The 23,650-nt window shown below is 58.0% G+C and carries 19 protein-coding genes, 1 pseudogene and 1 riboswitch; of the genes and pseudogenes, 15 read left to right on the top strand and 5 right to left on the bottom strand.

Annotation, left to right across the window (positions count from 1 at the left end):
* Positions 1-2: 2 nt before the first annotated feature.
* From drmB to ACQY1J_RS22350, 4 genes are all read left to right on the top strand, one after another.
* Positions 3-1,892, top strand: coding sequence for a DrmB family protein (gene drmB, locus ACQY1J_RS22335; RefSeq protein ID WP_430252087.1), 1,890 nt, complete (start codon positions 3-5; stop codon positions 1,890-1,892).
* The gene (locus ACQY1J_RS22340; protein WP_430252089.1) at positions 1,880-3,619 is read left to right on the top strand and encodes an NERD domain-containing protein; all 1,740 of its coding nucleotides are present in this window, start codon (positions 1,880-1,882) and stop codon (positions 3,617-3,619) included. Before drmB ends, ACQY1J_RS22340 begins: the two co-directional genes overlap by 13 nt.
* 143 nt (positions 3,620-3,762) lie before the next feature.
* Positions 3,763-5,535: an ATP-dependent nuclease gene (locus tag ACQY1J_RS22345; RefSeq protein WP_430252091.1), complete on the top strand. Its 1,773-nt coding sequence runs from the start codon at positions 3,763-3,765 to the stop codon at positions 5,533-5,535.
* Positions 5,523-7,421 (top strand): ATP-dependent helicase, encoded by a 1,899-nt coding sequence (locus ACQY1J_RS22350; protein ID WP_430252093.1) that lies wholly within the window; start codon positions 5,523-5,525, stop codon positions 7,419-7,421. The genes ACQY1J_RS22345 and ACQY1J_RS22350 overlap by 13 nt, the downstream gene beginning before the upstream one ends.
* Before the next feature lie 101 nt (positions 7,422-7,522).
* On the opposite strand, the gene ACQY1J_RS22355 is transcribed toward ACQY1J_RS22350, so the two are convergent.
* Positions 7,523-8,662, bottom strand: coding sequence for an RHE_PE00001 family protein (locus ACQY1J_RS22355; protein ID WP_430252502.1), 1,140 nt, complete (start codon positions 8,660-8,662; stop codon positions 7,523-7,525).
* Positions 8,663-8,842: 180 nt separating this feature from the next.
* Here ACQY1J_RS22355 and ACQY1J_RS22360 point away from each other — a divergent pair, with 180 nt between their 5' ends.
* The 9 genes from ACQY1J_RS22360 (at position 8,843) to ACQY1J_RS22400 (ending at position 17,847) form a co-directional block, all read left to right on the top strand.
* On the top strand, positions 8,843-9,100 hold the full coding sequence (locus ACQY1J_RS22360; protein ID WP_430252095.1) for a type II toxin-antitoxin system VapB family antitoxin: 258 nt from the start codon (positions 8,843-8,845) through the stop codon (positions 9,098-9,100).
* Positions 9,097-9,501 carry a type II toxin-antitoxin system VapC family toxin gene (locus ACQY1J_RS22365; RefSeq protein WP_192088262.1) on the top strand — a complete coding sequence of 135 codons (405 nt, stop codon included), beginning with the start codon at positions 9,097-9,099 and terminating at the stop codon, positions 9,499-9,501. Before ACQY1J_RS22360 ends, ACQY1J_RS22365 begins: the two co-directional genes overlap by 4 nt.
* The gene (locus ACQY1J_RS22370; RefSeq protein WP_430252097.1) at positions 9,498-10,640 is read left to right on the top strand and encodes a site-specific integrase; all 1,143 of its coding nucleotides are present in this window, start codon (positions 9,498-9,500) and stop codon (positions 10,638-10,640) included. The genes ACQY1J_RS22365 and ACQY1J_RS22370 overlap by 4 nt, the downstream gene beginning before the upstream one ends.
* A 269-nt stretch (positions 10,641-10,909) precedes the next feature.
* Positions 10,910-11,332 carry a Rid family hydrolase gene (locus ACQY1J_RS22375; protein WP_430252099.1) on the top strand — a complete coding sequence of 141 codons (423 nt, stop codon included), beginning with the start codon at positions 10,910-10,912 and terminating at the stop codon, positions 11,330-11,332.
* 35 nt (positions 11,333-11,367) lie between these two features.
* A complete protein-coding gene (locus ACQY1J_RS22380) occupies positions 11,368-12,540 on the top strand; it encodes an NAD(P)/FAD-dependent oxidoreductase (RefSeq protein WP_430252101.1) in 1,173 nt (390 codons plus the stop codon).
* Between the two features lie 58 nt (positions 12,541-12,598).
* Positions 12,599-14,164, top strand: coding sequence for an ABC transporter substrate-binding protein (locus tag ACQY1J_RS22385; protein ID WP_430252103.1), 1,566 nt, complete (start codon positions 12,599-12,601; stop codon positions 14,162-14,164).
* A 4-nt stretch (positions 14,165-14,168) separates the two neighbouring features.
* Positions 14,169-15,110 carry an ABC transporter permease gene (locus ACQY1J_RS22390; protein ID WP_430252105.1) on the top strand — a complete coding sequence of 314 codons (942 nt, stop codon included), beginning with the start codon at positions 14,169-14,171 and terminating at the stop codon, positions 15,108-15,110.
* On the top strand, positions 15,107-16,027 hold the full coding sequence (locus ACQY1J_RS22395; RefSeq protein WP_430252107.1) for an ABC transporter permease: 921 nt from the start codon (positions 15,107-15,109) through the stop codon (positions 16,025-16,027). Before ACQY1J_RS22390 ends, ACQY1J_RS22395 begins: the two co-directional genes overlap by 4 nt.
* Entirely contained in the window at positions 16,024-17,847 is a 1,824-nt protein-coding gene (locus ACQY1J_RS22400; RefSeq protein ID WP_430252109.1) for an ABC transporter ATP-binding protein, read from the top strand. The genes ACQY1J_RS22395 and ACQY1J_RS22400 overlap by 4 nt, the downstream gene beginning before the upstream one ends.
* A 40-nt stretch (positions 17,848-17,887) precedes the next feature.
* Here ACQY1J_RS22400 and ACQY1J_RS22405 read toward each other — a convergent pair whose 3' ends face one another.
* Positions 17,888-19,036, bottom strand: coding sequence for an NAD(P)/FAD-dependent oxidoreductase (locus ACQY1J_RS22405; protein ID WP_430252111.1), 1,149 nt, complete (start codon positions 19,034-19,036; stop codon positions 17,888-17,890).
* 208 nt (positions 19,037-19,244) lie between these two features.
* Here ACQY1J_RS22405 and ACQY1J_RS22410 point away from each other — a divergent pair, with 208 nt between their 5' ends.
* On the top strand, positions 19,245-19,985 hold the full coding sequence (locus ACQY1J_RS22410; RefSeq protein ID WP_430252113.1) for an IclR family transcriptional regulator: 741 nt from the start codon (positions 19,245-19,247) through the stop codon (positions 19,983-19,985).
* 210 nt (positions 19,986-20,195) lie between these two features.
* Here ACQY1J_RS22410 and ACQY1J_RS22415 read toward each other — a convergent pair whose 3' ends face one another.
* Positions 20,196-20,522 (bottom strand): ArsR/SmtB family transcription factor, encoded by a 327-nt coding sequence (locus tag ACQY1J_RS22415; protein WP_430252114.1) that lies wholly within the window; start codon positions 20,520-20,522, stop codon positions 20,196-20,198.
* Positions 20,523-20,623: 101 nt separating this feature from the next.
* On the opposite strand from ACQY1J_RS22415, the gene ACQY1J_RS22420 reads away from it, so the two are divergent.
* Positions 20,624-21,724: an NADH:flavin oxidoreductase/NADH oxidase gene (locus tag ACQY1J_RS22420; RefSeq protein WP_430252116.1), complete on the top strand. Its 1,101-nt coding sequence runs from the start codon at positions 20,624-20,626 to the stop codon at positions 21,722-21,724.
* A 330-nt stretch (positions 21,725-22,054) separates the two neighbouring features.
* Here the strand turns inward: ACQY1J_RS22420 and ACQY1J_RS22425 are convergent, their stop codons facing one another.
* Both ACQY1J_RS22425 and ACQY1J_RS22430 read right to left on the bottom strand, forming a co-directional pair.
* Positions 22,055-22,765, bottom strand: coding sequence for a TenA family protein (locus tag ACQY1J_RS22425; RefSeq protein ID WP_430252118.1), 711 nt, complete (start codon positions 22,763-22,765; stop codon positions 22,055-22,057).
* 4 nt (positions 22,766-22,769) lie between these two features.
* Positions 22,770-23,416 (bottom strand): annotated as a pseudogene (locus ACQY1J_RS22430) (TenA family protein).
* A gap of 78 nt (positions 23,417-23,494) precedes the next feature.
* Positions 23,495-23,609, bottom strand: a riboswitch (TPP riboswitch).
* Positions 23,610-23,650: the final 41 nt, after the last annotated feature.

Below are 23,650 nucleotides of genomic sequence, written 5' to 3' on the forward strand. Positions count from 1 at the left end.
ATATGGCAAGACGTCCCCGGAGCGCCCCTGCCTCCGAACCGACTGATGCGGTGGAACCGATTGGGACGGTTCGCCGGTCGCAGCTCGTCTCTTCATTCGGCATTGGGGCGATCATCGACCTGGAGAAGGGCTCGTTCATGCCGATGGGACTGGAGGATTGGGAGCGGATCAACTCGCTTCCGTCGCTTAGGATCGGCGAGGAGCGGCTGCAGTCGATGCTTGGCGTCAGCCACTTCCGCCTGGGTCCTGTGAAGGAGCAAATTGCCGGAACAACACAGGTTCGCGCTCGCAGCGCGGCACCTGCCGTCAGATTCCCCGAGTGGCATGAATGCCCGAAGTGCCATATTATAGGACGGGAGGGCACTCCCTTCGAACTGGCCGACGACGGGGCTCGGCTTCGCTGCACGGCCCATGGTGGCAAAGTCTTCACGAACCCCGTCCGCTTTGTCGTAGCCTGCCGTCGGGGTCACCTCAGCGACTTCCCTTGGGAATGGTGGGCGCATCGTGGTTGTGAAGGGGGCATTTGCCAGCGGCCCCTGCTGCGGCTGGGCTCGCGCGGTGAGTCCGCATCGCTCGCGGACCTCTTTGTGGTCTGCGAGGCTTGCAGCACCCCGGAACGGAAAACCATGCAATCGCTCGGAACAGCATTTGGTGCTGATGCGCTGACCGGATGGACGTGCGATGGCTTCAGGCCCTGGTTACATGATCGTCAGGCTGACTGCCGGGAGCAGGTCCGCGCATTGCAGCGCGGTGCCTCTAACGTGCACTTCGGTGTAGTTGGCTCAGCACTGTCCATACCTCCTGCATCGGAGGCGTTAACGCAGATCGTCGAGCAATCCCGGATGTATCTGGATGGCGTGCCTGAGGCGGCGCTTCCCTCTGTGCTGGCAGGTGTGTCGCAGACGTACGGCGTCGCGGTTGACCAGTTGCTGGCCGCATACCGACGGCTGCGGTCGATTGAAGTAGGCGGCCCTCCTTTGACCGACAAGATCGCGCGTGAGCAAGAGTATGACGCGCTGTCGCAGGACCGCGACGACCCTATCGTCGGCGGGGTTGTGCCGCAATTCCAGAACGAAATATTCGACCCGCCTCCCGCGCTCTCCCACTGGTTTGATCTGGTGGGGGCTACTTCGCGGCTTCGCGAGGTGCGTGCCCTTGCAGGGTTCTCCAGGATTGAGCCGCATCCAGTGAGTCCGGAGCGCGTCCGACAAGCGATTGCCGAAGGAAAGGTTTCCCCACTCTCGAAGACTGAAAGGACCTGGCTGCCCGGCGCTGAGATCAGAGGTGAAGGCATTTTTCTGCGCTTCAGGACGGAAACCGTCGATAAGTGGATCGACGACAATCCTAGCCTAGCCGGCCGCGTCGCCATTCTCGAAACTCGGAGCAGGCAGATTGCCGAAGAGCGCGGCTATGAGCGAGACTACACGATCACCCCGCGTCTGCTGCTCGTACACTCTTTCGCTCACGCTTTCATTCGACAGATTTCGGTTGAGTGCGGCTACTCGGCCTCTGCATTGCGCGAACGGCTATTTGTTTCGGACACTGGGAGGACCATGAATGGCGTCCTGATCTACACCGGCTCGCCAGACTCCGAAGGCAGTCTTGGAGGGCTTGTCCGCCTGAGCACCCCCGACCTGCTTCAACCGATCGTACTTCGAACGCTTGCGAATGCCGGATGGTGTGGCAGCGATCCAGTGTGCCTGGAGACGGATCCCGCGCAGTCAGGCGACCGGATTAGTGGTGCGGCCTGTCACTGCTGCCTTCTTCTTCCTGAAACCGCCTGTGAGCGCTTCAACCGCGAACTCGACCGCGCTGTTCTGGTCGGTGACGCGGATCAGTCGTTTGCTGGCTTTTTTGGCAACCTGATGCCGGAGGCCGAATGGCAGTCTTGATCCCCGATGTTCCTGAGCGTTGTCCTAACAGCGAGCGGCTCGTCTATGAGCGGCTGGGTCGCGAATTGCCGGACGACTGGGTTGTGCTCCATTCGCTGGGATTGCCGGGTCACGAGAAAAAGATCTGGGGCGAAGCGGACATGATAATCCTGTCGCACCTCGGCATCTTTGCGATCGAGGTGAAGGGAGGAAAGGTATCCTGTACCGACGGCGTATGGACTTTCTCAGGCGACTTCAAGAGCTACACAAAGAAGGAGAGCCCGTGGTCACAGGCGTCGGGCGCCATGAACGCAGTGAGGGACCGTCTTCATGCCGCAGCAGCCTCGTTCAAGGATGTACTTTTTGGCTTTGGCGTAGTGATGCCCTACACGACCTTCACTACGACGGGCGCGGAAATCATACCGGAGGTTCTACTCGACAAGCGGAAATTCCGCGATACCCTTGCCCACTTCATCTCCGCCATTCAGCGATACTGGCATGATGTCTGTCTCGAAAAGCGTGGTAGGACCTATCGCGGCCTCAGACCGGACGAGATCCTTCTCGCGAGGCAGATATTAAGGCCGGATCTTGAAACGGCACTAAGCCTGGGCGGGTATCTCACCGGTGTCGATGCGCGACTGATCTACCTTTCTAATGAGCAGATACGGGCATCGCGCCGCCTCGCGGCCAATCCGCGGACGGTCGTCCGTGGAGCGGCCGGTACGGGCAAGTCGGTTATCGCGCTGGAACGAGCGCGGCAGCTCGCCGCTGATGGCAAGCGCGTACTAATGCTCTGCTTCAATCAGCTATTGGCCGCCCATGTGCGGGAGGGGCTCGCATCGGATGATCGTGGCGCGAAGCTAGAGGTCCGCCATATACACGCCCTTTACCGCGAACTTATCGCAGCCGCCGGTCTCCTACCACAACTTGAGAAGGAGGACTCTAACCACCACGAGTTCTTCCCGAAGCGGTTTCCCGAACTGGCGGCGGAAGCGCTTTGCGAACACGCTCCTGATCTATGGGACGTGCTGATTGTTGACGAGGCTCAGGACCTTCTCACCCCGGAGCATCTTGACGTTATGGATCTGCTGGTTCGTGACGGGTTGAGGCGAGGCCAGTGGCACCTTTTCCTGGACCCGCTTCAGAACATTTACAGCGTCGAGACCCAGGAAATGGTGGAGCAGAGGCTGAGCGAAGGAGCGCCCGCTTTTGATGATCTGTTCGAGAATTGCCGGAACACTCGACAGGTAGCCGTGCAGGCTTCGATCATCTCAGGGATTGACTTAGCCGTAGTCGGGGCCCCGGACGGGCCGCAGTGCCAAGTCCACTACCATGCCGATGCGAAAGATGGAATCGCGCAATTAGAAGCAATCATTCGCGATCTCATCGCCCGGGATGTCCCGGCCAGCGACATCGCTATCCTCTCGACCCGCCGCCATGACAACTCACTCCTCGCAGGGCAGCGCGAATTAGCGGGCCGTCGACTCGGTGATCCCGTGGACAAAGCTGCACTGCGCGCCGGATCATTGCTTTTTACGACGATGCATTCATTCAAGGGGCTGGAACGGCAGGTCGTGATTGCGATCGACATGGCGGAAACCGGCGACGAACGATGGGCCATGCTCCACTATGCCGGGCTTTCGCGTGCAAGGGGACTTCTCCACGTGCTTTTGCCTGCATCGGCCCGGCGGGCGTACGACAGACAGGGGGAGGCATTTGGTAGGCGGCTCGAGTCCCGCCGAACCTGACTTTTTGCAAATTCTCACCTGACCCCACCGGAAATAACCGATGGCTATGAAATCCAGCTACACCACTCGACGGGACGCGATCAGGTGTCGCTTTTTCGCGGGCTGCCGCGTAAGCTGTGTAGTTGCTTGCAGAAGGAGGAAACGTGCCAATTCGTGTTGACACTCTGCGCATCGCAGGGTTGAGGGGGTTGCAGAACATTGAGGTCGACCTTCCGCCGATCACTGTTTTGATCGGCACAAACAATTCCGGAAAGACCTCGGTCATCAAAGCCCTTCATCTCTCGTTGGGCGATTATAGCCGATACCTCACCACAGAGGATTTCCACATTGACGCGACTGACACGCGTTCCCTCCGCATTGTCGTCGATGTCCGAACTGTGCCCGTCGACCCGGCCGGAAAAAGACTGAAAACTTTTGAACCGGAATGGATCCAGGAGTTCGAAGACACTATCCGTGCAGATGCTGACGGCAACCAGTTTCAGGCCACTCGAACAGTCGCGCGACCCGATCCCATCAAAGGCGGCTTCTTGGTGGATAGGTACCTTCATGACCTCCGGCCGAGTTTCGGCGACTGGATGTCCGAGCGGGCGGCGCCGCGGACGAGACATAGCAGGCGATACGATATCGTTCCCTTTATTTCGATAGACGCACAGCGCGACATCCATCAGGAACTGAATGAGAAGGCATCGTTCGTGGGTCGGATCCTTTCGAGCATCCAATATGGTGCGGAGGATGTCTCTCGCCTGGAATCTTTGATCGCCGACCTAAACAGAGAGGCGGTCGATAAGAGCGCACCGCTCACACTCTTAAAATCGCACCTCGACTCCTTGAAGGACTCGTTTGGCGGGACCGGCAGCGCTGAAGTCACACCATTTCCCAAAAAGATCCGCGATCTTTCCCGGCGTTTCTCCGTCAATTTCGGAAGTTCGGCGACGACCTCGTTCTCTATGGAATACCACGGAATGGGAACCCGTAGCTGGGCGTCAATGCTTGCAGTAAAGGCATTCTCCGACATGCAGGCCCAGCGGCATCGAGATGAAGCCAGCCCGTTCCATCCCGTGATCGCTGCCGAGGAGCCCGAGGCGCACCTGCATCCCAATGCCCAACGCGCACTCTATGCTCAGCTGTCCAATTCCGTTGGCCAGGTTGTCATTAGCACCCACTCCCCCTACCTCGCTGCAATGTGCGGCCTCGATTCTTTGAGGTGCATTGCCAGTCCCAGCGGTCGCAAGGAATGCCGCCAGCTCATTCAAGGTTTGGATGCTGAAGAGCTTAGCGTCCTCCAGCGCAAGGTTATGCGAAATAGAGGTGAAATCCTTTTTGCGAGAGCAGCGATAGTCTTCGAAGGGCTGACTGAGGAGCAAATATTTCCGGCCATGTTCGAGAAATATTTCGGTAAGCCTTCGTTCGTTAAGGGGGTGACTTTGATAGGTGTCGGCGGAAGACACTACTCGCCCTTCGTGAAGATGGCGGTGAGTTTCGGCATTCCGATCTATGTTGTCAGCGACAACGAAGCGATCACAAGAACCTCAGTCGACGCCCAGCTTGGGAAAATCACCCCCGAGACCGGCCTTGTCCTTAATGACAGCAACTATGGAATCTCATATCTAGGGGAGGGGAACGACATCGAAGCGGAGCTCGTCTCAGTACTTGGCCTGCGCGAAGAGGCGGTAGCAGCGCTCGCGGAGGCTGAGACTAGAGGAACGGACAACGAGCGCTGGCGAGAAGCGAAGATGACAGAGCTCAAGGCACTGGGCGACGTCGATCTAATTAAAAGGATGCGGGGAGCGAAGACATCGTATTCTGCAAGCTTTGCGACGTTGGTTGAGAAGAATTCCCGAAACCTTTCGAACGAACAGCTCATCCCGCTGGCGGTTCGACAGGCGTTTGAAAAGATTACCCAATGGCTGAACTGACGCTCTCACCAAACCAGCAAGCGATCGTATCGGCCCCAATTGGGGGTGCGTTGTTAGTTCTGGCTTCTGCCGGTTCAGGAAAGACACGGGTTCTAACCGAAAGAGTTCGTCATATTCTCTCTTCGACGAAGAAGGACGGCGTCGTCGCCTTCACATTCACGAACGCGGCGGCAGCCGAGATCAAGGAGCGTCTAAAAGGTGCTAGAGACGATTTTGAAGAACGTATCTGGGTCGGAACGCTTCACTCTATCGCTCAACGCATATTGGAACAATACGGGCATACGATTGCATTACCCGCAAACTTTCAGATAATTGAACGCGACATCGACCGGATGGAGCTGTTCATGCAGTCTCTGCGCGACGCGGGCGTCGATATCGATGACTACCTCGATGTCTCTGATGAGCGCGAGCATCGAAACCGTGAGCGCATCCTCCAAAGCTATTTGAGTTCTTTCTCTGTCATCAAGCGCGAGATGCTTACAGAAGAGGAGGCAAGCGCCCGATTTCCCGAGCAGACCTCCGTTTGGCGAATTTTTCAGGATTACCAACGGGCGCTCCTCGCAAGCGACGGAATCGACTTTGACGACGTCTTGGTTCTAGCGCACCGACTCTTGCTGATGCAGGATTGGGTCGCCACCATTTATAGGACCAAGTTCAGGCACGTCTGCGTCGACGAGGCGCAAGATTTGAATCGACTGCAGTACGAGTTCATAAAGGCGTTTTGCGGAACCTCTGTAACGAGCGTGCTGTTTGTTGGCGATCCCAACCAGATGATCTATGGATTCAATGGTTCGAGCGCCGAATATATGACGACCCGTTTCCCCGCAGAATTCGGCGCCTATGTCGTAAAACTCAACGAAAACTATCGCAGCACCAGAGCGGTGATAGCGGTTGCAAACAAACTCAAGCCAAACACCCAGGAGGTTACAAAGTTCGCCCTGCAGGGAGGAATGGCGATCACAGCCTACGACGACGAGGTCTCGGAGGCGTCGGGCGTAATCCACATGATCGAGCATTTGCTTTCTCTCGGTGTTCACCCGGAGATCGAGGGACAGATAGGGCTTGATAAAATGGTTGTGATTGGACGGAATCGCTTTGTCTTTTCCTCCTTGGAGAAAGAACTCAGCGATCGAAACATTCCGTTCTACTTCCGAAAGGGAGAACGATTGAGCGACGCCAGTAGCCTTTTTGGCAGAGTTCTGGACAATGCTATACGTTTGAAGGTGAACCCAAAGGACTGGGTCAATGCTAATCGACTCGCGGGCATTTTAGGTTGCAAACCGCCTTCAGACCAAGCCGTGACACTCGAATGGCTTGCTTCCAAGGCATCCCAATCGGCGGTCTTCCCCGCCATCCAAACTTCGCTCATCGAGCGTATACGTCAACTGGATCCAGAACAACCAAACGTTCGGAAATTTGTCGCTGACTGCGAAACTGAGCTTGGTCAAGTCGCCGCTGGCAGTTTGAGCGACTTCGACAGGTCGGAACTGGAGCGCAGCCTGTCCGAACTGCATGAGTTTCGTGAACGATGGACTCTGTTCAAGTCTAAGGGCATGGGATCGTCTTTAGTCGCGTTTCGAAATGCCATGGCGCTCGGGCAGCTCGCTGGGGACCAGCAGACGGCTGGATTGGCTTTGAGCACCGTCCACACCATGAAAGGATTGGAAAAGGACATCGTCTTCCTTGTCCAGATGTGCGAAGGAGTATTTCCAGACTACCGAGCGCAATCTGCTGCCCAGATTGATGAAGAGCGCAATGCCATGTTCGTCGCTGTTACGCGAGCGCGCCGCTGGCTCTACATCACCTATCCCCAAAGCCGGAAAATGCCCTGGGGCGACCTCAGGTCGCAAAAGCGCTCACGCTTTCTCGACGAGATCGAGCACTGATCCTAGTGGCGAGGTTTGAGCAGTTGCCAATACCGAGCGCGGCGGCCCTCGTCGCCTTAGGAAGGACGCGCTCCTCCAATGAAATCACTCCGACACCTGATTCAGATTACCCCCCACGCCCGAAACCTCCCCCTCCCCGTCATCTCGCGCAGGCCGAGTTCCAAAACGATCCGCCGCGCCGCCTGCGGCGTGACCTCGAGCGTTTTGGCCACCATGCGTGCCGACACCAGCGGCTTCGCCATTACCAGATCGACCAGCTCCGGCAGTTTTGACGATATCCGGCGCCCCTCCAGCTTCCGCTCGAACATTTTTCGCGCCAGCGCCAGCCGATCATGTTCCTTCATGCCGATCTCCGCCGCCGCGACCAATCCGTGAGCTACGGCAAGCAGTCTTGTCTCTCGGTCGCGATGCCGGCGCCGATCGACGGGGATGGTTTTCAGGCCGAGATTGACGGCGGCCAGGTGCGCTCCGGTGGTGATCCCAGCCTGGCGCAGGATCGACGCGGCAAACAGCCGGCCGAGCCAGGGGGCATGCTGCAGGACGGCAAGCTCGGTCCACGCGTCGAGGGCAACGATCGCCTGCAGCACGGCCGGCAGATCGGTTGCCTGGCGCAGCACGCCGCGCCATTCGTCAAGCCGCGCATCCTCGTCCCAGTCGAGATCGTAAATCATCGGATCTTTTTCTTGAATGCTGCCACGGCCGGGTCGTTTGGCATTCTCGATCGCCGCCTCCGATCGGGCCAGAACCGCATCGATGGCGGCATAGTCGACTCCGGGGAGATTGTCCGCGTCATCACAATCGTCCTCCTCCCCTTCTGCATCGATCGGGGATGCGAACCGAACGATACCGGCCGGCTCCGCCACGCCCTCTCCAACCAGACTGCTGTCCGACGTTTGTCGCAAAATCCGGATACCCTCCGCGGATAAGGCCCAGTCGGACGCCTGTGCGGCGATGCGTCGGCGGGTGCGCAGCACGTCGCGGGCGATGGTGAGTTCGTGGGTGGGTGTGCGGATGTCGCGGGTGGCGTCGTGGAGGACGAGGTCTTCGAGGTGGACGAGCTCGCCGTCGATCCACAGCGAGGCGCAGGCATCGGCGAAGTCTTGGCGTTCGATCCAGCCCTGACCGACCAGTGAGCGGGCGATGCGCTCATCGAGACGCGTCAGGGCGATGCCGGCGTCGAAAGCCGGCCGCATGAGGGCTGTTATGCTGATTTTCGCAAGATCATAAGCCATTGAAATAATGGTAAATGATTTGCTAAAGGAACTCTATCTGAATATTGTGGTTCTTCACATGGTATGGTTGTCGGTTGAGCGGGTAACCATCGATAAGTACCTCTTATCGATGGTTAGCCATCTATGGTAATTTTCTTGCCATCTTAGGTGCAATCTCTATATTGAAGCCACGATTTCACGAGGCACACCATGTCCGAACCGCAGCTCTCCATTCGCAGCAGCAAGGCCCGAGATCTGGCCCATGCCCTCTCCCTCCGCACGGGCCAGCCGATCAATCGGCTCGTCGAACTGGCACTCGAGCGTTACGACCAGGAGCTGCGCGCGGATAACATCCGCTATCCCATGGACGCAGTATGGGATCTGGCAGCCGAGGATCTACGCAATATCGCACCCGGCACGACGTCCAATCACGATGACTTCTACGATGAGAACGGTCTGCCGATATGATTGCCGTCGATACGTCTGTTATTATCGCGATATCGATGAAAGAGCCGGAAGCAGATGTGTTCAGACCACTGATGGGACGCGAGCCGGTCATCATCGGCTGGCCGACCTTGCTTGAGGCACGGATGGTCCTGTCGGGTAAAGGATTCGTCAGTGCAGCCAAAATCATCGGGCGGCTTGCCGAAACTGCGAATGTCACGACTGTCGCTTTCGATGAGAAGCACTACCGGGCGGCAGAAGAGGCTTTCGAGCGTTTTGGCCGTGGTCGTCATCCAGCTGCGCTCAATATGGGCGACTGTTTCTCGTACGCTGTTGCCGCTGTTGCCAAGGCGCCGCTCCTGTTCAAGGGGCATGACTTCGGCCACACTGATCTCAAACTGCATCCCGCGTCGTCGATGGCATGACAAGCACTGGCTCAGACCCGGTCGATCGCCGCGCCCAAGAGTTGGACACGATAGCAGCAGTGCTTCCTCTGGAGCGGCGCGACGAACTTGCCGAGTTGCTCACCGACCAGGATGTCGCAACGCTGCGCCATCTAGTCAACGAGGGAATGGGCGAAAATACCCTACGCGCCCTCACGTCTGATCTTGCCTATCTGCAGGCCTGGTCGCTGGCAGCGCTTGGCAAATCCCTGCCCTGGCCGGCGCCCGAAGCCCTTCTCCTCAAATTCGTCGCTCATCACCTGTGGGACCCGCAGAAGCGCGAAACCGATCCGGATCACGGGATGCCGGCAAAGGTGGAGCAGAACCTCCGAAGGCAAGGTTTTCTGAAGTCGGCAGGCCCGCATGCACCAGATACCGTGCGCCGGCGCCTCGCCACGTGGTCGACGCTCACGAAATGGCGCGGACTAACCGGCGTCTTCGCCTCCCCTGCCCTCAAGTCCGCGATACGGCTGGCTGTGCGGGCGACGCCCCGACAACGTCGTCGAAAGAGCAACAAGGCTGTTACCGGCGATGTCCTTGGCAAGATGCTCGCAACCTGCAGCACCGACAGCTTGCGCGACATCCGTGATCGGGCAATCCTGATGGTCGCTTTCGCCTCGGGCGGTCGGCGCCGCAGCGAGATTGCGGCTATGCGCGTTGAACAGTTGACCGTCGAGCTATCGATCGACGTTCCCGATTGCTCTCCCCTCCCCTCGCTTTCGATCCATCTTGGCCGCACGAAGACATCTGGCGCCGATCATGATGAGGTCGTTTATCTCACCGGCCGACCCGTCAATGCCCTGAATGCCTGGCTTGCGGCAGCCAGGATCGACAAGGGCAGCATATTCCGAAAGGTCGACCGCTGGGGCAATCTCTCCAAGCGACCTCTCGAGCCCAGCGCGGTCAATGCGATCGTCAAGCAGCGGGCTGAAATGGCCGGGCTCGAGCCTGGGGAGTTTTCCGCGCACGGGCTGCGATCAGGATATCTGACGGAAGCCGCCAATCGCGGCATTCCGCTGCCTGAGGCCATGGAGCAGTCGCGGCATCGATCTGTCCAGCAGGCATCCAGCTACTACAACAACGCTACACGGCGTAGCGGGCGGGCAGCCCGCATGCTGTGATCGGCTAGCGCGCAAGCGCAACGGTCGCCGCTGCCCGGAGTAAGGCCGTGCTATCCGTTGCTACATACGAAACCTGCGCAGTCTGATTGCAACTATCTAATACTTTCCGGCTCCGGACTGCTTTGCTCGGTTCCCACAGTCATCCATAACTCCTGTGCCGATAATCGGAATTCTAATTTCCTATGACACGTTTATCGGTATTCGTTTGACAATCGATATTAATCCCGCTTTTCTTACAAGCAGGAACGATTTCGAGAGGGATTGAGCTGATGACTGAAGTCGTAAGGGTTAAGAGCGGCAGCAAGTTTGAGGAACTCTTCTGCTTCTCCCGTCTGGTCAAAGTCGATCGATGGATCTACTCGTCGAATACCGCGGGCCGCAATTATCAAACCCGCGAAATGTCCCCCGATACCGCAGCGCAGGCTAACCAGGCGCTGGACAATCTTGCCGGTGCGCTTTCCGGTGTTGACGCCACCCTCAATGACACGGTCCGCTTCGATATCAGCGTCGCCTCGCCGGAAGACCTTGAAATCGTGCTTGGTGTAATCGCAGACCGCATCCGCGGGAGCGATCCGGCACATACGATTCATATCGGCGCCATGCCGCATCCGGAAATGAAGGTCGAACTGGCCCTTGTTGCGTTCATCCGCGACCAGGCAACGCCCGACATCGTGAAGTCAGTGACCGTCTGATTTTGTCGCAACCCTTATAGTCAAGGATTTTTTCAATGGCTGATGTGGTCGTTATCGGTGCAGGAATAAGTGGATCTGCGAGCGCCTATGAGATGGCGAAGGAAGGGCTTGACGTTGTCCTGATTGATCGTTTCGGTCCCGCTTCCATGGCATCCGGCTGGACTCTTGCCGGCGTGCGTCAGTCCGGGCGTCATCCCGCGGAACTGCCGCTTGCCAAATCTGCGGTCGCGACCTGGGCAACGCTCGCTGAGGAACTGGACGGAGATACCCACTATCGTCGTGGGGGTAATCTTCGTCTCGCACGTACACCTGAAGAAGCAAAGATAATCGAAGATCTTGTGCGTGAGCAGAGTGCTGAAGGGCTGGAACTGCATTTCCTATCCTCTACTAAAGATGTGCGCGAGGTCGCACCCGCCGTTTCAGAGAGAGTTCTGGTTGCGTCTCACTGCCCAACCGATGGAAGTGCCGATCCTTCCTCGACCGTTCTGTCTTTCGTGCGCGCCGCTGAACGGCTTGGCGTAAAAACTCGCTTTGGGGAGCGAGTCCTTAAGATTGAAATAGAAAATGGCGCAGTATCGGCGGTCGTCACCGATCAGGGCCGAATCGCGACGTCCAGGGTCGTGGTAGCGGCCGGGATTTTCGGCAACGAGGTGTTGAAGCCGTTGGGCTACGAAGTACCGCTGCAGATACCGATGGTTACCGTGCTGCGTTCTTCGCCGGTCGATTCCGTGCTGCAGCAGGTGATCGGTGTTGCCAATGCCGATTGTGCCGGGCGGCAGGAATATAATGGTCGCTTCAGGGTCACCAGTGGTCTGCAGGACTGGCATGGTGGATTGATCGAACAACGGCTTCAGGACGGCGGCGTCAGACCCCGCGTCCTGCCGACGGGTCGCAGCATGGCCGAGGTCGTCGAACTCTTCGGTGACGTCGTTCCAGCCTTTGCAGAAGCGCAGGTGGAAGACTATTGGGCTGGCCTCATCGACATGACACCTGATGCGCTTCCGGTCATCGACAACACGCTGGATGTTGAGGGACTAGTAGTCGCCATGGGCTTTTCAGGGCACGGCTTCTGCCTCGGTCCTGTGACAGGCAAGATCATCTGCGACCTCGTACAAGGCAGGCCTTCGCGTCTGCCGATCGAACCGTTCCACATCCGGCGTTTCGATACGCTGCGCAATGCGCAGGAGCCTGCAACACTACACGGATAGCGGCCGAAGAGCCGCCGACTGCCTTTAATTCCATCGACGCAAAACAATGGGGAATGGCATGACGATGACAAGGGGAACTACAAGAACCAAAGTTCTAGCATCCGTGTTTGCTTTCGGGGCTATTGCCCTTGGCTCGCAAACGGCAGCAGCGCAGACGTTGCGTGTCGCAGTGCCTGGCAGCGACATGGCGAGCCTTGATCCATACCGCGCAACCGCAACGCTTGACGTTAACGTCACCAACTGGCTGTTCAACGGCCTCGTACGCATCAAGCCAGGCCAATATAACCTCGGCATGATCGAGCCTGATCTGGCAGAAAGCTGGACCTCTTCCGAAGACAAGAAAGAGTGGACCTTCAAGTTGCGACAGGGCGTTTCCTGTCAGGGTGACTATGGCCAGCTGACCGCCGATGACGTCGTTTTTTCGCTGAAGCGAGCAGCCACAAAGGACACGTCCAGCTTCTTTGGTGACTATGCTGCCTTCGAGACGATCGAGGCTGTCGATCCCCAAACTGTTCGCATCAAGCTTAAGACGACAGTCCCCAGCCTCCTGGGCCTCCTCGTGCCTTATCACGGTGGAAACATCGTTTGCAAAAAGGCGGTCGAGGCGCTGGGCGCCGAATTTGCAAGGACACCTGTCGGCACTGGTCCGTTTCAGGTTGTCGAATATCAGCCGCAGCAGTTTGTCCGCCTTCAGGCCAACGAGAAATATTTTCGCGGCGCACCGAAGATAAAGGAAATTGTATTCAGGTACATGGCATCCGACGCCAGTCGCGATCTGGCCTTCCAGTCCGGCGAAATCGATCTGGTCAACGGCAAGTTCGAAGACAGCTGGCTGAAACGCGTCGCCACGCTGCCTGACACAACGGTTGATGTTCTCGGCGTGCCAGAGCTCCATGCGGTCCACCTGAACATGTCTAGCAAGCCGCTGGACGATATCCGCGTCCGTCAGGCGATTGCGCATGCGATCGACCGAGATGCCATTGTCGGCTTCCGCGGCGCTTCCCTCACCAAGGCAGCAAGCTCCGTCGTTCCTTCTGGATATCTAGGTTACAAGAGCATCGAGCTCGCAAAATATGATCCGGTGCTAGCTAAGAAGCTTTTGACGGAAGCGGGCTATCCCAACGGGATTACCATCAAGTCCGTGCAGACGACCCTGCCTGCCATGCTGACGACGATGGAAGTGGTTCAGGCTCAGCTGAAAAAATCCGGTATTAACCTCGAGTTTCAGCTGGTCGATCACCCTACCTTCCACGCACAGATCCGGCAGGATGTGTCTCAGGTCGTCTATTACGGTGCAGCGCGCCTGCCGATCGCCGACAGCTTTCTGACCCAGTTCTACGAATCCAAGGCAATAGTCGGAACACCTGGTGCGATCGTCAACTTCTCACACTGCAGCGCTGCCGACCAGGAAATTGCCGCTGCTCGCAGCGAACCGGATGCCGAAAAGCAGAAAGCTCTTTGGGAAACTGCACAGCAAAAGATCGTTGATGCCGTATGCTCGGTACCGCTCTATGAGATGGGTCAGCCGTGGGCATGGACCAACAAGCTGAAGTTCGCCTATCCTGTCGAGGGGGCTCTAAGCTTATCTCCGCCGATCGACGAAACAACCGTTCTGGAACAGTAAGCCCTTGACCGGTTTCGTTCTCAGACGCCTCGGCTTTGCCATCGTAACTCTCGTTTGCGTGCTCACCCTGGTCTTTTTTGTGATCAGGGTGCTGCCCGGAGACCCGGCGCAAGTGATGCTAGGCGACCAGGCGAGTGCCGCGAGCATTGCGACCCTCCGTCAGAAGCTCGGCCTCGATCAGCCATTTACCACGCAGTATCTCACCTTCATGAGTGGAGCGCTGCGGGGCGATCTCGGCAACTCGATGATGACTGGCCGCCCAGTCCTGCAGGAAGTGCTACGCGTCCTGCCATATACGATCGAGCTGACAGTTGCAGCCCTGGTACTCGGTGTTGCTCTAGGGCTGCCGGCGGGCATATGGGCCGCCGTCAACCGCAACCGCATTCCCGACTATCTTACCCGCATGGTTTCCTTGCTTGGGCTGTCCGCGCCGGCGTTCGTCTCCGGCATTCTGTTGCTGATCGTTTTTGCCATCATCCTGAGATGGTTTCCGGTGATCAGCGGCGGTCGCGCCACGACCTTCGTTGGACGCATGCAGGAGCTGGCGCTACCGGCAATCAACCTTGCGCTCATCATGGCTGCCTACGTCACGCGCGTCACCCGCTCGGCGATGCTCGAAGTCTTGAGCCAGGACTACGTCCGCACTGCCCAGGCCAAGGGCGTTCCCGACTATATTGTCGTCTGGCGGCATGCGCTTAGAAACTGCCTGATCCCGGTCGTCACCGTTGTCGGGCTGTATCTCGGTATTCTGATCGGAAATTCAGTTCTGACTGAGATCGTCTTCAACCGACCAGGTCTGGGAAAGCTGATCGTCGGCGCCTTGTCGCAACGCGACTATGCGATGCTCCAGGGAATGATGGTCGTTTACACTTTGATCGTCGTGCTCGTGAACCTTGCAACCGACCTCGTCTATGGTCTTATCGATCCGAGGGTGCAATATCGATGAATACGACACCACCATCTGCACTTCCGCCATCATCGCGGACGAAGCCCGTATCCGAGTTCGCAGCCTTGGCAGGTCTGACTGGACGAACGCTCAAGCGGGCTTTTTCATCGAACGTGACGACCTGGGTCGGCACGCTTCTATTTCTAGCCATCGTCCTACTGGCACTCCTGGCGCCCTGGATTGCAACCCATGACCCTCTCGAGCAGGACATCATAGCCAGGCTGCAACCCCCTTCATGGGAACACTGGCTCGGAACCGACAATTACGGCCGCGATACTTTCTCGCGGCTGCTGGTCGGAGCCCAGTATTCACTCGTGATCGGCTTTTTCTCAATTGTGCTTGCCGTCATCGTCGGCACACTGATCGGTCTTATTGCAGGGTATGTCGGCGGCAGAACCGATATAATCGTAATGCAGGCAATGGACGTCGTCCTGGCTTTCCCTGCCCTTATCCTCGGTCTCATTTTGGTCGCCATGCTGGGCGCAACTGTCACCAACATTATCATCGCCATCGCGTTTACTGCTGTGCCGCAGTTTGCGCGCATCGCCCGGGCGCCGGTGATTGCGATGCGCGAACGAGAATTTGTTCAGGCGGGCAAGGCACTCGGCTTTTCAAATCTGCGCATCATGTTTCGCCATATCCTTCCGAATATCCTTTCCGACATTCTTGTCATGGCATCACTTTGGATGGCGACGGCAGTTCGGACAGAGGCCTCGCTCGCTTTCATCGGTCTGGGCATCGCGCCGCCAACCCCGACCTGGGGCGGCATGGTTCGCGAAGGGTTCGAGACCATGCTCGACAGCTATTCGCTGGCGATTATTCCGAGCCTTGCTGTGCTTGTCCTCGTCCTTGCACTCAACCTAATTGGTGACGGCCTCCGCGACGCGATCGATCCAAAACTGGGGTCAGAGACATGAGTGAGATCACGCCTCTGGTTCTTGATATCAACAATCTGGTCGTTCGCTTCGGTAAGAACGACGTGGTCAAAGGCCTTTCGCTTCACGCAGAAGCCGGAGAAACGGTGGCTCTGGTCGGCGAATCTGGTTCCGGAAAGAGCGTAACTGCTCTTTCGATCATGCAACTTTTGCCCCAGAATGCTGTGATAGGCTCCGGCAGCCTTCATCTCGACGGTATCGACATGCTGTCGCTCTCCAAGACGGATCTGCGCAAAGCGCGTGGGCGGCTGGCCGGCATGATCTTCCAGGAGCCGATGACCAGTCTCAACCCGGTGCTGAAGACAGGCTTTCAGGTGGCCGAGGCTTTACGCTATCACAAGGGCATGAGCCGCAGCGAGGCCGAGGCCGAGGCGCTGAGACTGTTCGACCGGGTCCGCATCCCTGATGCCAGACGCCGCTTCCAGGAGTTTCCCCACACGTTCAGCGGTGGCATGCGCCAGCGCATCATGATTGCCATGGCCCTCGCCTGTCGCCCCAAACTGCTGATCGCCGATGAACCGACCACTGCACTGGACGTGACGATCCAGGCGCAGATCCTTGACCTCCTTCGCGACCTGCAACAGGAGACTGGCACGGCTATCCTGTTCATTACCCACGACATGGGTGTGGTGGCCGAGATCGCTGACCGCGTGGCGGTCATGCGCCATGGCGATCTGCTTGAAAGCGGACCAGTCGAAGAGATCTTCAATCGTCCTTCGCATGACTATACCCGAACCTTGATCGCTGCAGTGCCACGGCTCGGCGATATGCGCGGCAGCAGTACACCTCGTCGTTTCGCCGAAATCCTGAAGGCCGACGATCGAAAACCCGCGCCGGCTTCGATCGAAGTGGAAGGCGATAACGACGGCAAACCGCTTCTGACCGTGGAAAATCTGATGACACGTTTTGCGGTGCGCGGCGGTACACTAGGTCGCGTATCGGGCGCAGTTCATGCCGTAGACGATGTAAGTTTTGCCATTTCGAAAGCCGAAACGCTTGCACTTGTCGGTGAGTCCGGATGTGGGAAATCCACGACCGGCAAAAGCATTCTCCGGTTGGTCGAGCCAAGCGCAGGAAAAGTCATATTTGAAGGCGAGAACGTGCTGGCGACGCAAGGACCAGCGCTCCAGAAGCTGCGACAACGCATCCAGATGATCTTCCAAGATCCATTCGGATCTCTCGATCCGCGGCAGACGGTTCGCTCCGCCATCGCCGAGCCGATCGCAGTGCACGGGCTGGCATCCGGCAGCGAAGTCAATGATCGGGTTGCCGACCTAATGCACCGAGTCGGATTGGACCCGAACCGCGGAAGCCGCTTCCCTCACGAATTTTCCGGCGGGCAGCGACAGCGCATTTGTATCGCTCGGGCCTTGGCTTTGTCCCCACGCATGATTATCGCCGATGAAGCGGTGTCGGCCCTTGATGTCTCGATCAAGGCGCAAGTGACTGATCTCATGATCGATCTGCAGGAGAGCCTTGGCCTTTCCTACCTGTTTATCAGCCACGATATGGCCGTTGTCGAACGTATCAGCCACCGAGTTGCGGTCATGTACCTGGGCCGTATAGTTGAGATCGGGCCGCGCGCGTCGGTCATTGAGAACCCGCAGCACCCTTATACGCAGCGCCTTCTGTCAGCGGTACCGGTCGCAGATCCTTCAAAGGATCGCCGGTTGAAGAGAAAGGCGCCGGTCGCCGAACTGCGCAGCCCGATCCGGTCACTCGGTTACGAGCCGAAATCGCAGGCCTTCCGCGAGGTTGGCCGGGACCATTTCGTAGCGGAGCTCAATGAGGACTTCACCTGAGCGAAACGGTGCCGCATGTCTATCTTACGGCACAACGAAGTCATCCGTGCAATTCCACAGCACCCGCCTTCGCACCTTCGGGGAAACGGTCGATGCGAAATGGCTCGATCGGATATGGCGAAGTGTTGCCGACCGCAAGCGCGCTGAGGATCTTGCCGGTGACGGGACCAAGGCAAAAACCGTGACCTGAAAAGCCCATTGCAATAACAAGCCCCGCAGGCTCTTCTAGTTGTTGAATGACGGGGATGGCGTCTACCGACTGGTCGATAAGCCCACACCACATCCGGTCAATCTTAAGTTCGGCGGAAAACGGCACGAGCGCTGTGAACCGCTGCAGGATCTCCTGAACGCTCTGCAGCGTTGGGCTGACCGAAGGCAGAGGGTTGTGGTCCATCTCGCCGTCCCAGACCTCGTGACCACCTCCCAGCCGGATATGCCCTCCTACCTCCTGACGTCCGGTGGTGTCGCCATTGGCGACGCCGATTACCTGCGCGAATTTCGGTTCAACCGGAGAGGTCCGTATCATTGTCGCGCTCATCGTCTGAAATGGTACGTGATGACCAAGCGGCTCCAACAGTTCGTTGCCGTATACACCGCCAGCCAGAACAACCCTGGATGCAGGGATAGTGCCCTTGTCTGTGACGACCCCACGCACATGGCCGCGCGATACCGCAATCTCGAGCACGCGTTCCCCGAACCTTAGCTTGGCCCCTGCCCGTTCGGCTGCGTTTACGAATGCATTGACGGTGGCGACTGCATCCGCCTGCCCGTCCGTCGCGCAGAAGGAAGCCGCAAGTATCTCTTTGGACAGATAGGGTGCGAAGCTGCGCACTTCTTCTCTGTCGAGAAACCGGATATCCAAACCAGCCGAAGATTGCGAAGCAACGATCGTGTGGATCGCCTCGACCTCTTTCGGCGTGCGGGCGCAGCGAAGGTTGCCGCCGCGCCGATAATGAGTTTCGCCGTCCAAACGCTCATGAAGGCTGGCCCACATATCCACCGCTGCTCGAGCGAGTGGCAACTCCGCCGGATGACGACCTGACTGCCGGACACCCGCCATGCTCCAGCCCGACGCCATCGCAGCCGGGCCATAGCGGTCGACAAGAACCACGTCGTGGCCTTGTACTGCTAGTTCGTAAGCAGTGCTTGCACCGCTGATGCCTGCTCCTGTGACAACCACGTCCGCCATTGCGTTTCCCTTCTTGCAATTGCCTGCAGGAAGCTTATTCGAGACAAAGATCACGTCAATTGGAAAAACCAATAATTGGCATTGTAATATTTCTCTGTTCCGAATATCGGAATATTTTCTTGTTGGGACGCCTTTGAGCAGCGGCCTACCTCGGTATCAGTAAATGCGCGAATATAGCCGGCATTGCGTGCGGACACAGGAGATAGACATGGCGAGCGAAGGTTCCAGTAATGTCGAGCGGGCTGGCGAGATACTCGTACATCTCGGCAATGCCGGCACGGAAGGATTGGCCCTTCAAACGATCGCCGCTCAACTGGGTGACGCCAAGTCGGCAACCCGTCGGGCACTCGTCGCCCTCTCAATCCGCGGCTTTGTAGAGACGACTACTAAACGCGGGCATTATCGCTTGGGACCGGCGATATACGGGCTGGCAAACAAACCAAGCACAGTAAACGATCTGGTCGCGCGCTTTCGTCCCGTCGTTATGGCTGTCGCCGCCCGCACAGGTCATTCTACTTACCTTATGACCCGCGCGGGTTTCGAAGCTTTATGCATCGACATGCATGAGGGCAACGCCATCATTCGTACTCTTTCAGGCGGCGTTGGAGGTCGTATCCCGCTCGGTGTAGGACCTGGTAGTCTCTGCATTTTGTCGGCACTTGATGAGGTAACTCGCAACACGGTGATTGAACACAATACCGGCCGATATGTGGAGCGGGGGACGGATTCACAGAGTGTCACTGCCATGGTAGAAAACGTCCAACGGCAGGGCTTTAGCTACGACATAAGTCTTACCTATCCAGAGGCGGCTGGCGTTGCTTGTCTGATCGAAAGGCCTGACTTGGGAGCAATTGCTGCGATCTCGATTGCGATGCCATCGGCGCAGATGAAGGATGGCACGGCCAGCGATATCGTGAGAATTATACGCGAGGAAGTTAACTGTCGGTGAGGCGCTGCCGAGCAGCACTGCGACGACGAGGTTTTTTCCTTTGCGTAGTCGGGCGCGAGTCTAATCACAGCCCGCGACGGTGGATTGTCGTCCTTACGTTGGTTGAGAAAGTGCCGGCAGTCGCGCGGATCATCTTAGCGTCGAGCCGTCAAGTCCGCTTGAGGACAGCCCTCCCCTCCGCAAAAGCGTACGTTCCAGCTGATCATGACGCTATGCGGCGTCCGCCCCTGCCCTAGCGAAAATTGCTGCCTCGACGACAGCGAGCAGCCCTGGAAACCGTTCGTCGAGCTCACGTCGTCGAAGCGCATTCATATGCGAGACCCCTTCATAGCGCGTCCAGACAAGGCCTGCTTCCCGCAACACCCGAAAGTGGTGGGATACGCTCGATTTGGGTCTGCCGCCATCGAGCGCATTGCAGCTGGCTTCGTCCGTGCGGCAAAGCTTCTGCACGATCTCGAGACGCACCGGATCACTCAGCGCGTAGAACACTTGTTCGATACTGATCTCGTGCATGGCCGGATGTTTCATGGCTCTCATGGGACGTCCTCTAGCACCGAACCAACCCTACTGCTATTGTTCTATTGTACTCGAACTAACGAAGCTATAGACCAGCCGGGAAATTCCACCGGAGAACATCAATGCCAAAGCTTTTTGATCCTTTCAGCCTTAAGGGCATCACCTTGCGCAATCGCATCGCAGCCTCGCCCATGTGTCAATATATGGCGACGGATGGCGTGGTTTCCGATTGGCACCTTCCTCACTATGCCGGCCTGGCGCGCGGTGGCGCAGGATTGATTGTCCTTGAGGCGACCGCCGTTTCGAAAGAAGGACGCATCACACCCGGCGACCTTGGCATCTGGAACGACGCGCAGGCAGAAGCACTTCGCCCGATAGTTCAGGCCATCAAAGCTGCCGGGGCGACGCCGGGTATCCAAATTGCCCATGCGGGTCGCAAGGCCAGCGCAAATCGTCCTTGGGAAGGTGATGACCATATCGTCGATGGAGACGCACGTGGTTGGGAGACGATAGCGCCGTCGGCAATCGCCTTTGGTGGGGACCTCGGTAAGGTTCCGACCGAGATGACGAAGGCCGACATACTGCGCGTACAGCAGGATTTTGTTGACGCCGCCGAACGCGCACGCGACGCTGGATTTGAATGGCTGATGCTTCACTTTGCGCACGGCTATCTCGCGCAGAGCTTCTTCTCCATCCATTCCAACCAGAGAGAAGACGAATATGGCGGAAGCGCAGAAAACCGCGGCCGCTTCCTACTGGAGACACTCGCAGCGGTCCGCAAAGTGTGGCCCGAGGACCGACCGCTGACAGCGCGTTTCGGCGTCATCGAGTTTGACGGACGCGACGAAGAAACGCTCAAGGAATCGATTGCTCTGGTCAGCCGCTTCAAGGATGCGGGTCTCGATGCCATCGATGTCAGCGTCGGGTTCTCCACACCGACGGCGCAGATCCCATGGGGTCCAAATTTCCTGGCCGAGACAGCCGCGCGCGTCCATAGCGAAACCGGTCTTTCGACGTCGACAAGTTGGTTCATCAGCGATCCCGAGCAGGCCGATGCACTCGTCCAGAGCGGCAAGACTGATCTTGTGATGCTTGCCCGGCCACTGCTTGCCAATCCACATTGGCCTTATGCCGCAGCAAAAACGCTCGGCGTCGAAGATCCTGCTTGGGCAACCTTGCCGGCGCCCTACGCCCACTGGTTGGCACGCTACCGCACGAACTGATCACCGAGGCGATAAACGCATGCCCCGTTTCAATGGCGTCGCGGGGCATGCGGCACAAACACGGCGTTCATTGCTCCTATCCATTCGTATAGCACATCCGAACATGGGCGACGTTCTGCCGTTACCTCTTGCCGGGGAGATCGTCGCAGACGCGAGATGCTTTCCGCGGATCCGTAGATCTTTGCTAATGTTGCATCATCGGACATACTGCCCATTAACGCACCTAACTTCACGTCAAGGAGACCTTGGCACCGTCTCTCAGCACGGGTTCCGCCGGTTATGTTTCCGCGATGGAAGTATTGGAAGAAAGCTCCTCCCCTCTCCCGTAGGCTAGGGCATGACACCATCCGGCGCATGGGTCTCTGAAGCGGTTAGTGTTAGCCCGACCGCATCGAGCCCCATCTGCCAGAAGTCTGTCTCTAGCCGTGACGCCTTTGCGAAAAGGCTGGCCAATTCCTCGAACCGTCGCCCGGTCATGCTCCTATCCGCGAGTTCGTCGAGTTGGCGTCGCGCCGCGATAGCGACGCCCTGATAGGCGTCGCCTGCATATTCACAGATCCACTCGCGATATGGATGCTTCCCAAGCGCCCCGACGCCGGCGGGAGAAAGGGCGAGCCCGATCTCGGCGTAGCCGATGATGCAGGGCGCCAGCGCGACCTGCAAATCGAGGACATCGCCAGCGGCTCCGCAATCCAGCACGAAGCGGGTATAGGCGACCGTCGCCTGATGCTCCGGCATGGTTTCCAGCCTTCGGCGGGAGATACCCCAGCGCTGGCATAGCCGTACATGAAGTTCAGTCTCATCCAGTATGCCGGCAAGCCTCGCTTGAGCCGCGCGGATGTCGGCGATTGTCCGACTCTTATAAGCCGCCAAGCCCCATGCGCGGGCGAACTGGATCAGGAATAGATAGTCCTGAAGGAAATAGAAGCGAAAAGCCGCTTGTGGCAGCGTGCCGTCACCCAACTGGACCACGAATTCGTGGTCTACATAGCCTGCCCAATCGGAAGCGGCTGCCTGTTTAAGGCGGTCAAAGACGTCCACGGGCTTACTCCCCTGGCTGGTAGGCGGCGTCAAAGAAAGCGAGTTCGAACGCAACGGCTCGCAGGAAAAAATCCTTGCTCGCCTGTAGCTCAGATGGACCGACCCGATCCAGTTCTTCGCGCAGAAATGCGACTAAATCGCGGAAGTCCGGATTGTCGTGCAGCTTGATCCATTCGGCGTGGATGAAGTTCACAGGCAGAACCTTCGGCGCACGGGAGGCCCAGTCTAGATAGAGCCATTCGGCGACGTTGAGGACCGAGAGCACGGCCGTGTAGGAGCGCGTCCCGCCGCCTCGCGCATGATCGCCTGGAACCCGGTGGTGGGCGGGGTGTCGGGGATGAGGGCACGCTACTCCTCTGTTACCCCCAGAGCCTCGAACGCGCGCATGAAGTAGGTGTTTTCCTCGCCTGAAACCATGCCGGCAAACCGACCAAATCGGAGCCGGGCCTCGAAGGTATCCGCCGTGGAGATCGCTGCGCCCAACAGTGCCAAGAAGTTGTCCAGGAAACGATGGTCCTGAATGAGATAGGACGCCATAACCTTGGCGGGAATTGTGCCGGCGAAGACTTGGCTGACGAAGCGGTGTTCAACGGCCTCGGTCCAGCTTGGCTCGCTGGTGCTCTTTAGGGTTTCGGTCCATCGTTCGGTCATAGTGCTGCCCTTTCTTGGTTGGCAGCGAGCCCGCAGGTTCTGGACATAGAGCGGCCTCGCAAAGGGGCCGGCAAAGGCAAAATTCTTAAATCCCATCCCTTCGCCGGCATGATCCGGATCAGGTTCAAAGGATCACCGCGCTGCTTGCGCCAGCGGTATCTCAGCACCTTGCGGGGCTCTCCTTGGTAGGAAGACGTTTAAACCCGAACGAGCACCTTGTCATTCTCGAATTAC

The sequence above is a fragment of the Neorhizobium sp. DAR64860/K0K1 genome, from assembly GCF_050500205.1.
Taxonomy (GTDB): domain Bacteria; phylum Pseudomonadota; class Alphaproteobacteria; order Rhizobiales; family Rhizobiaceae; genus Neorhizobium; species Neorhizobium soli.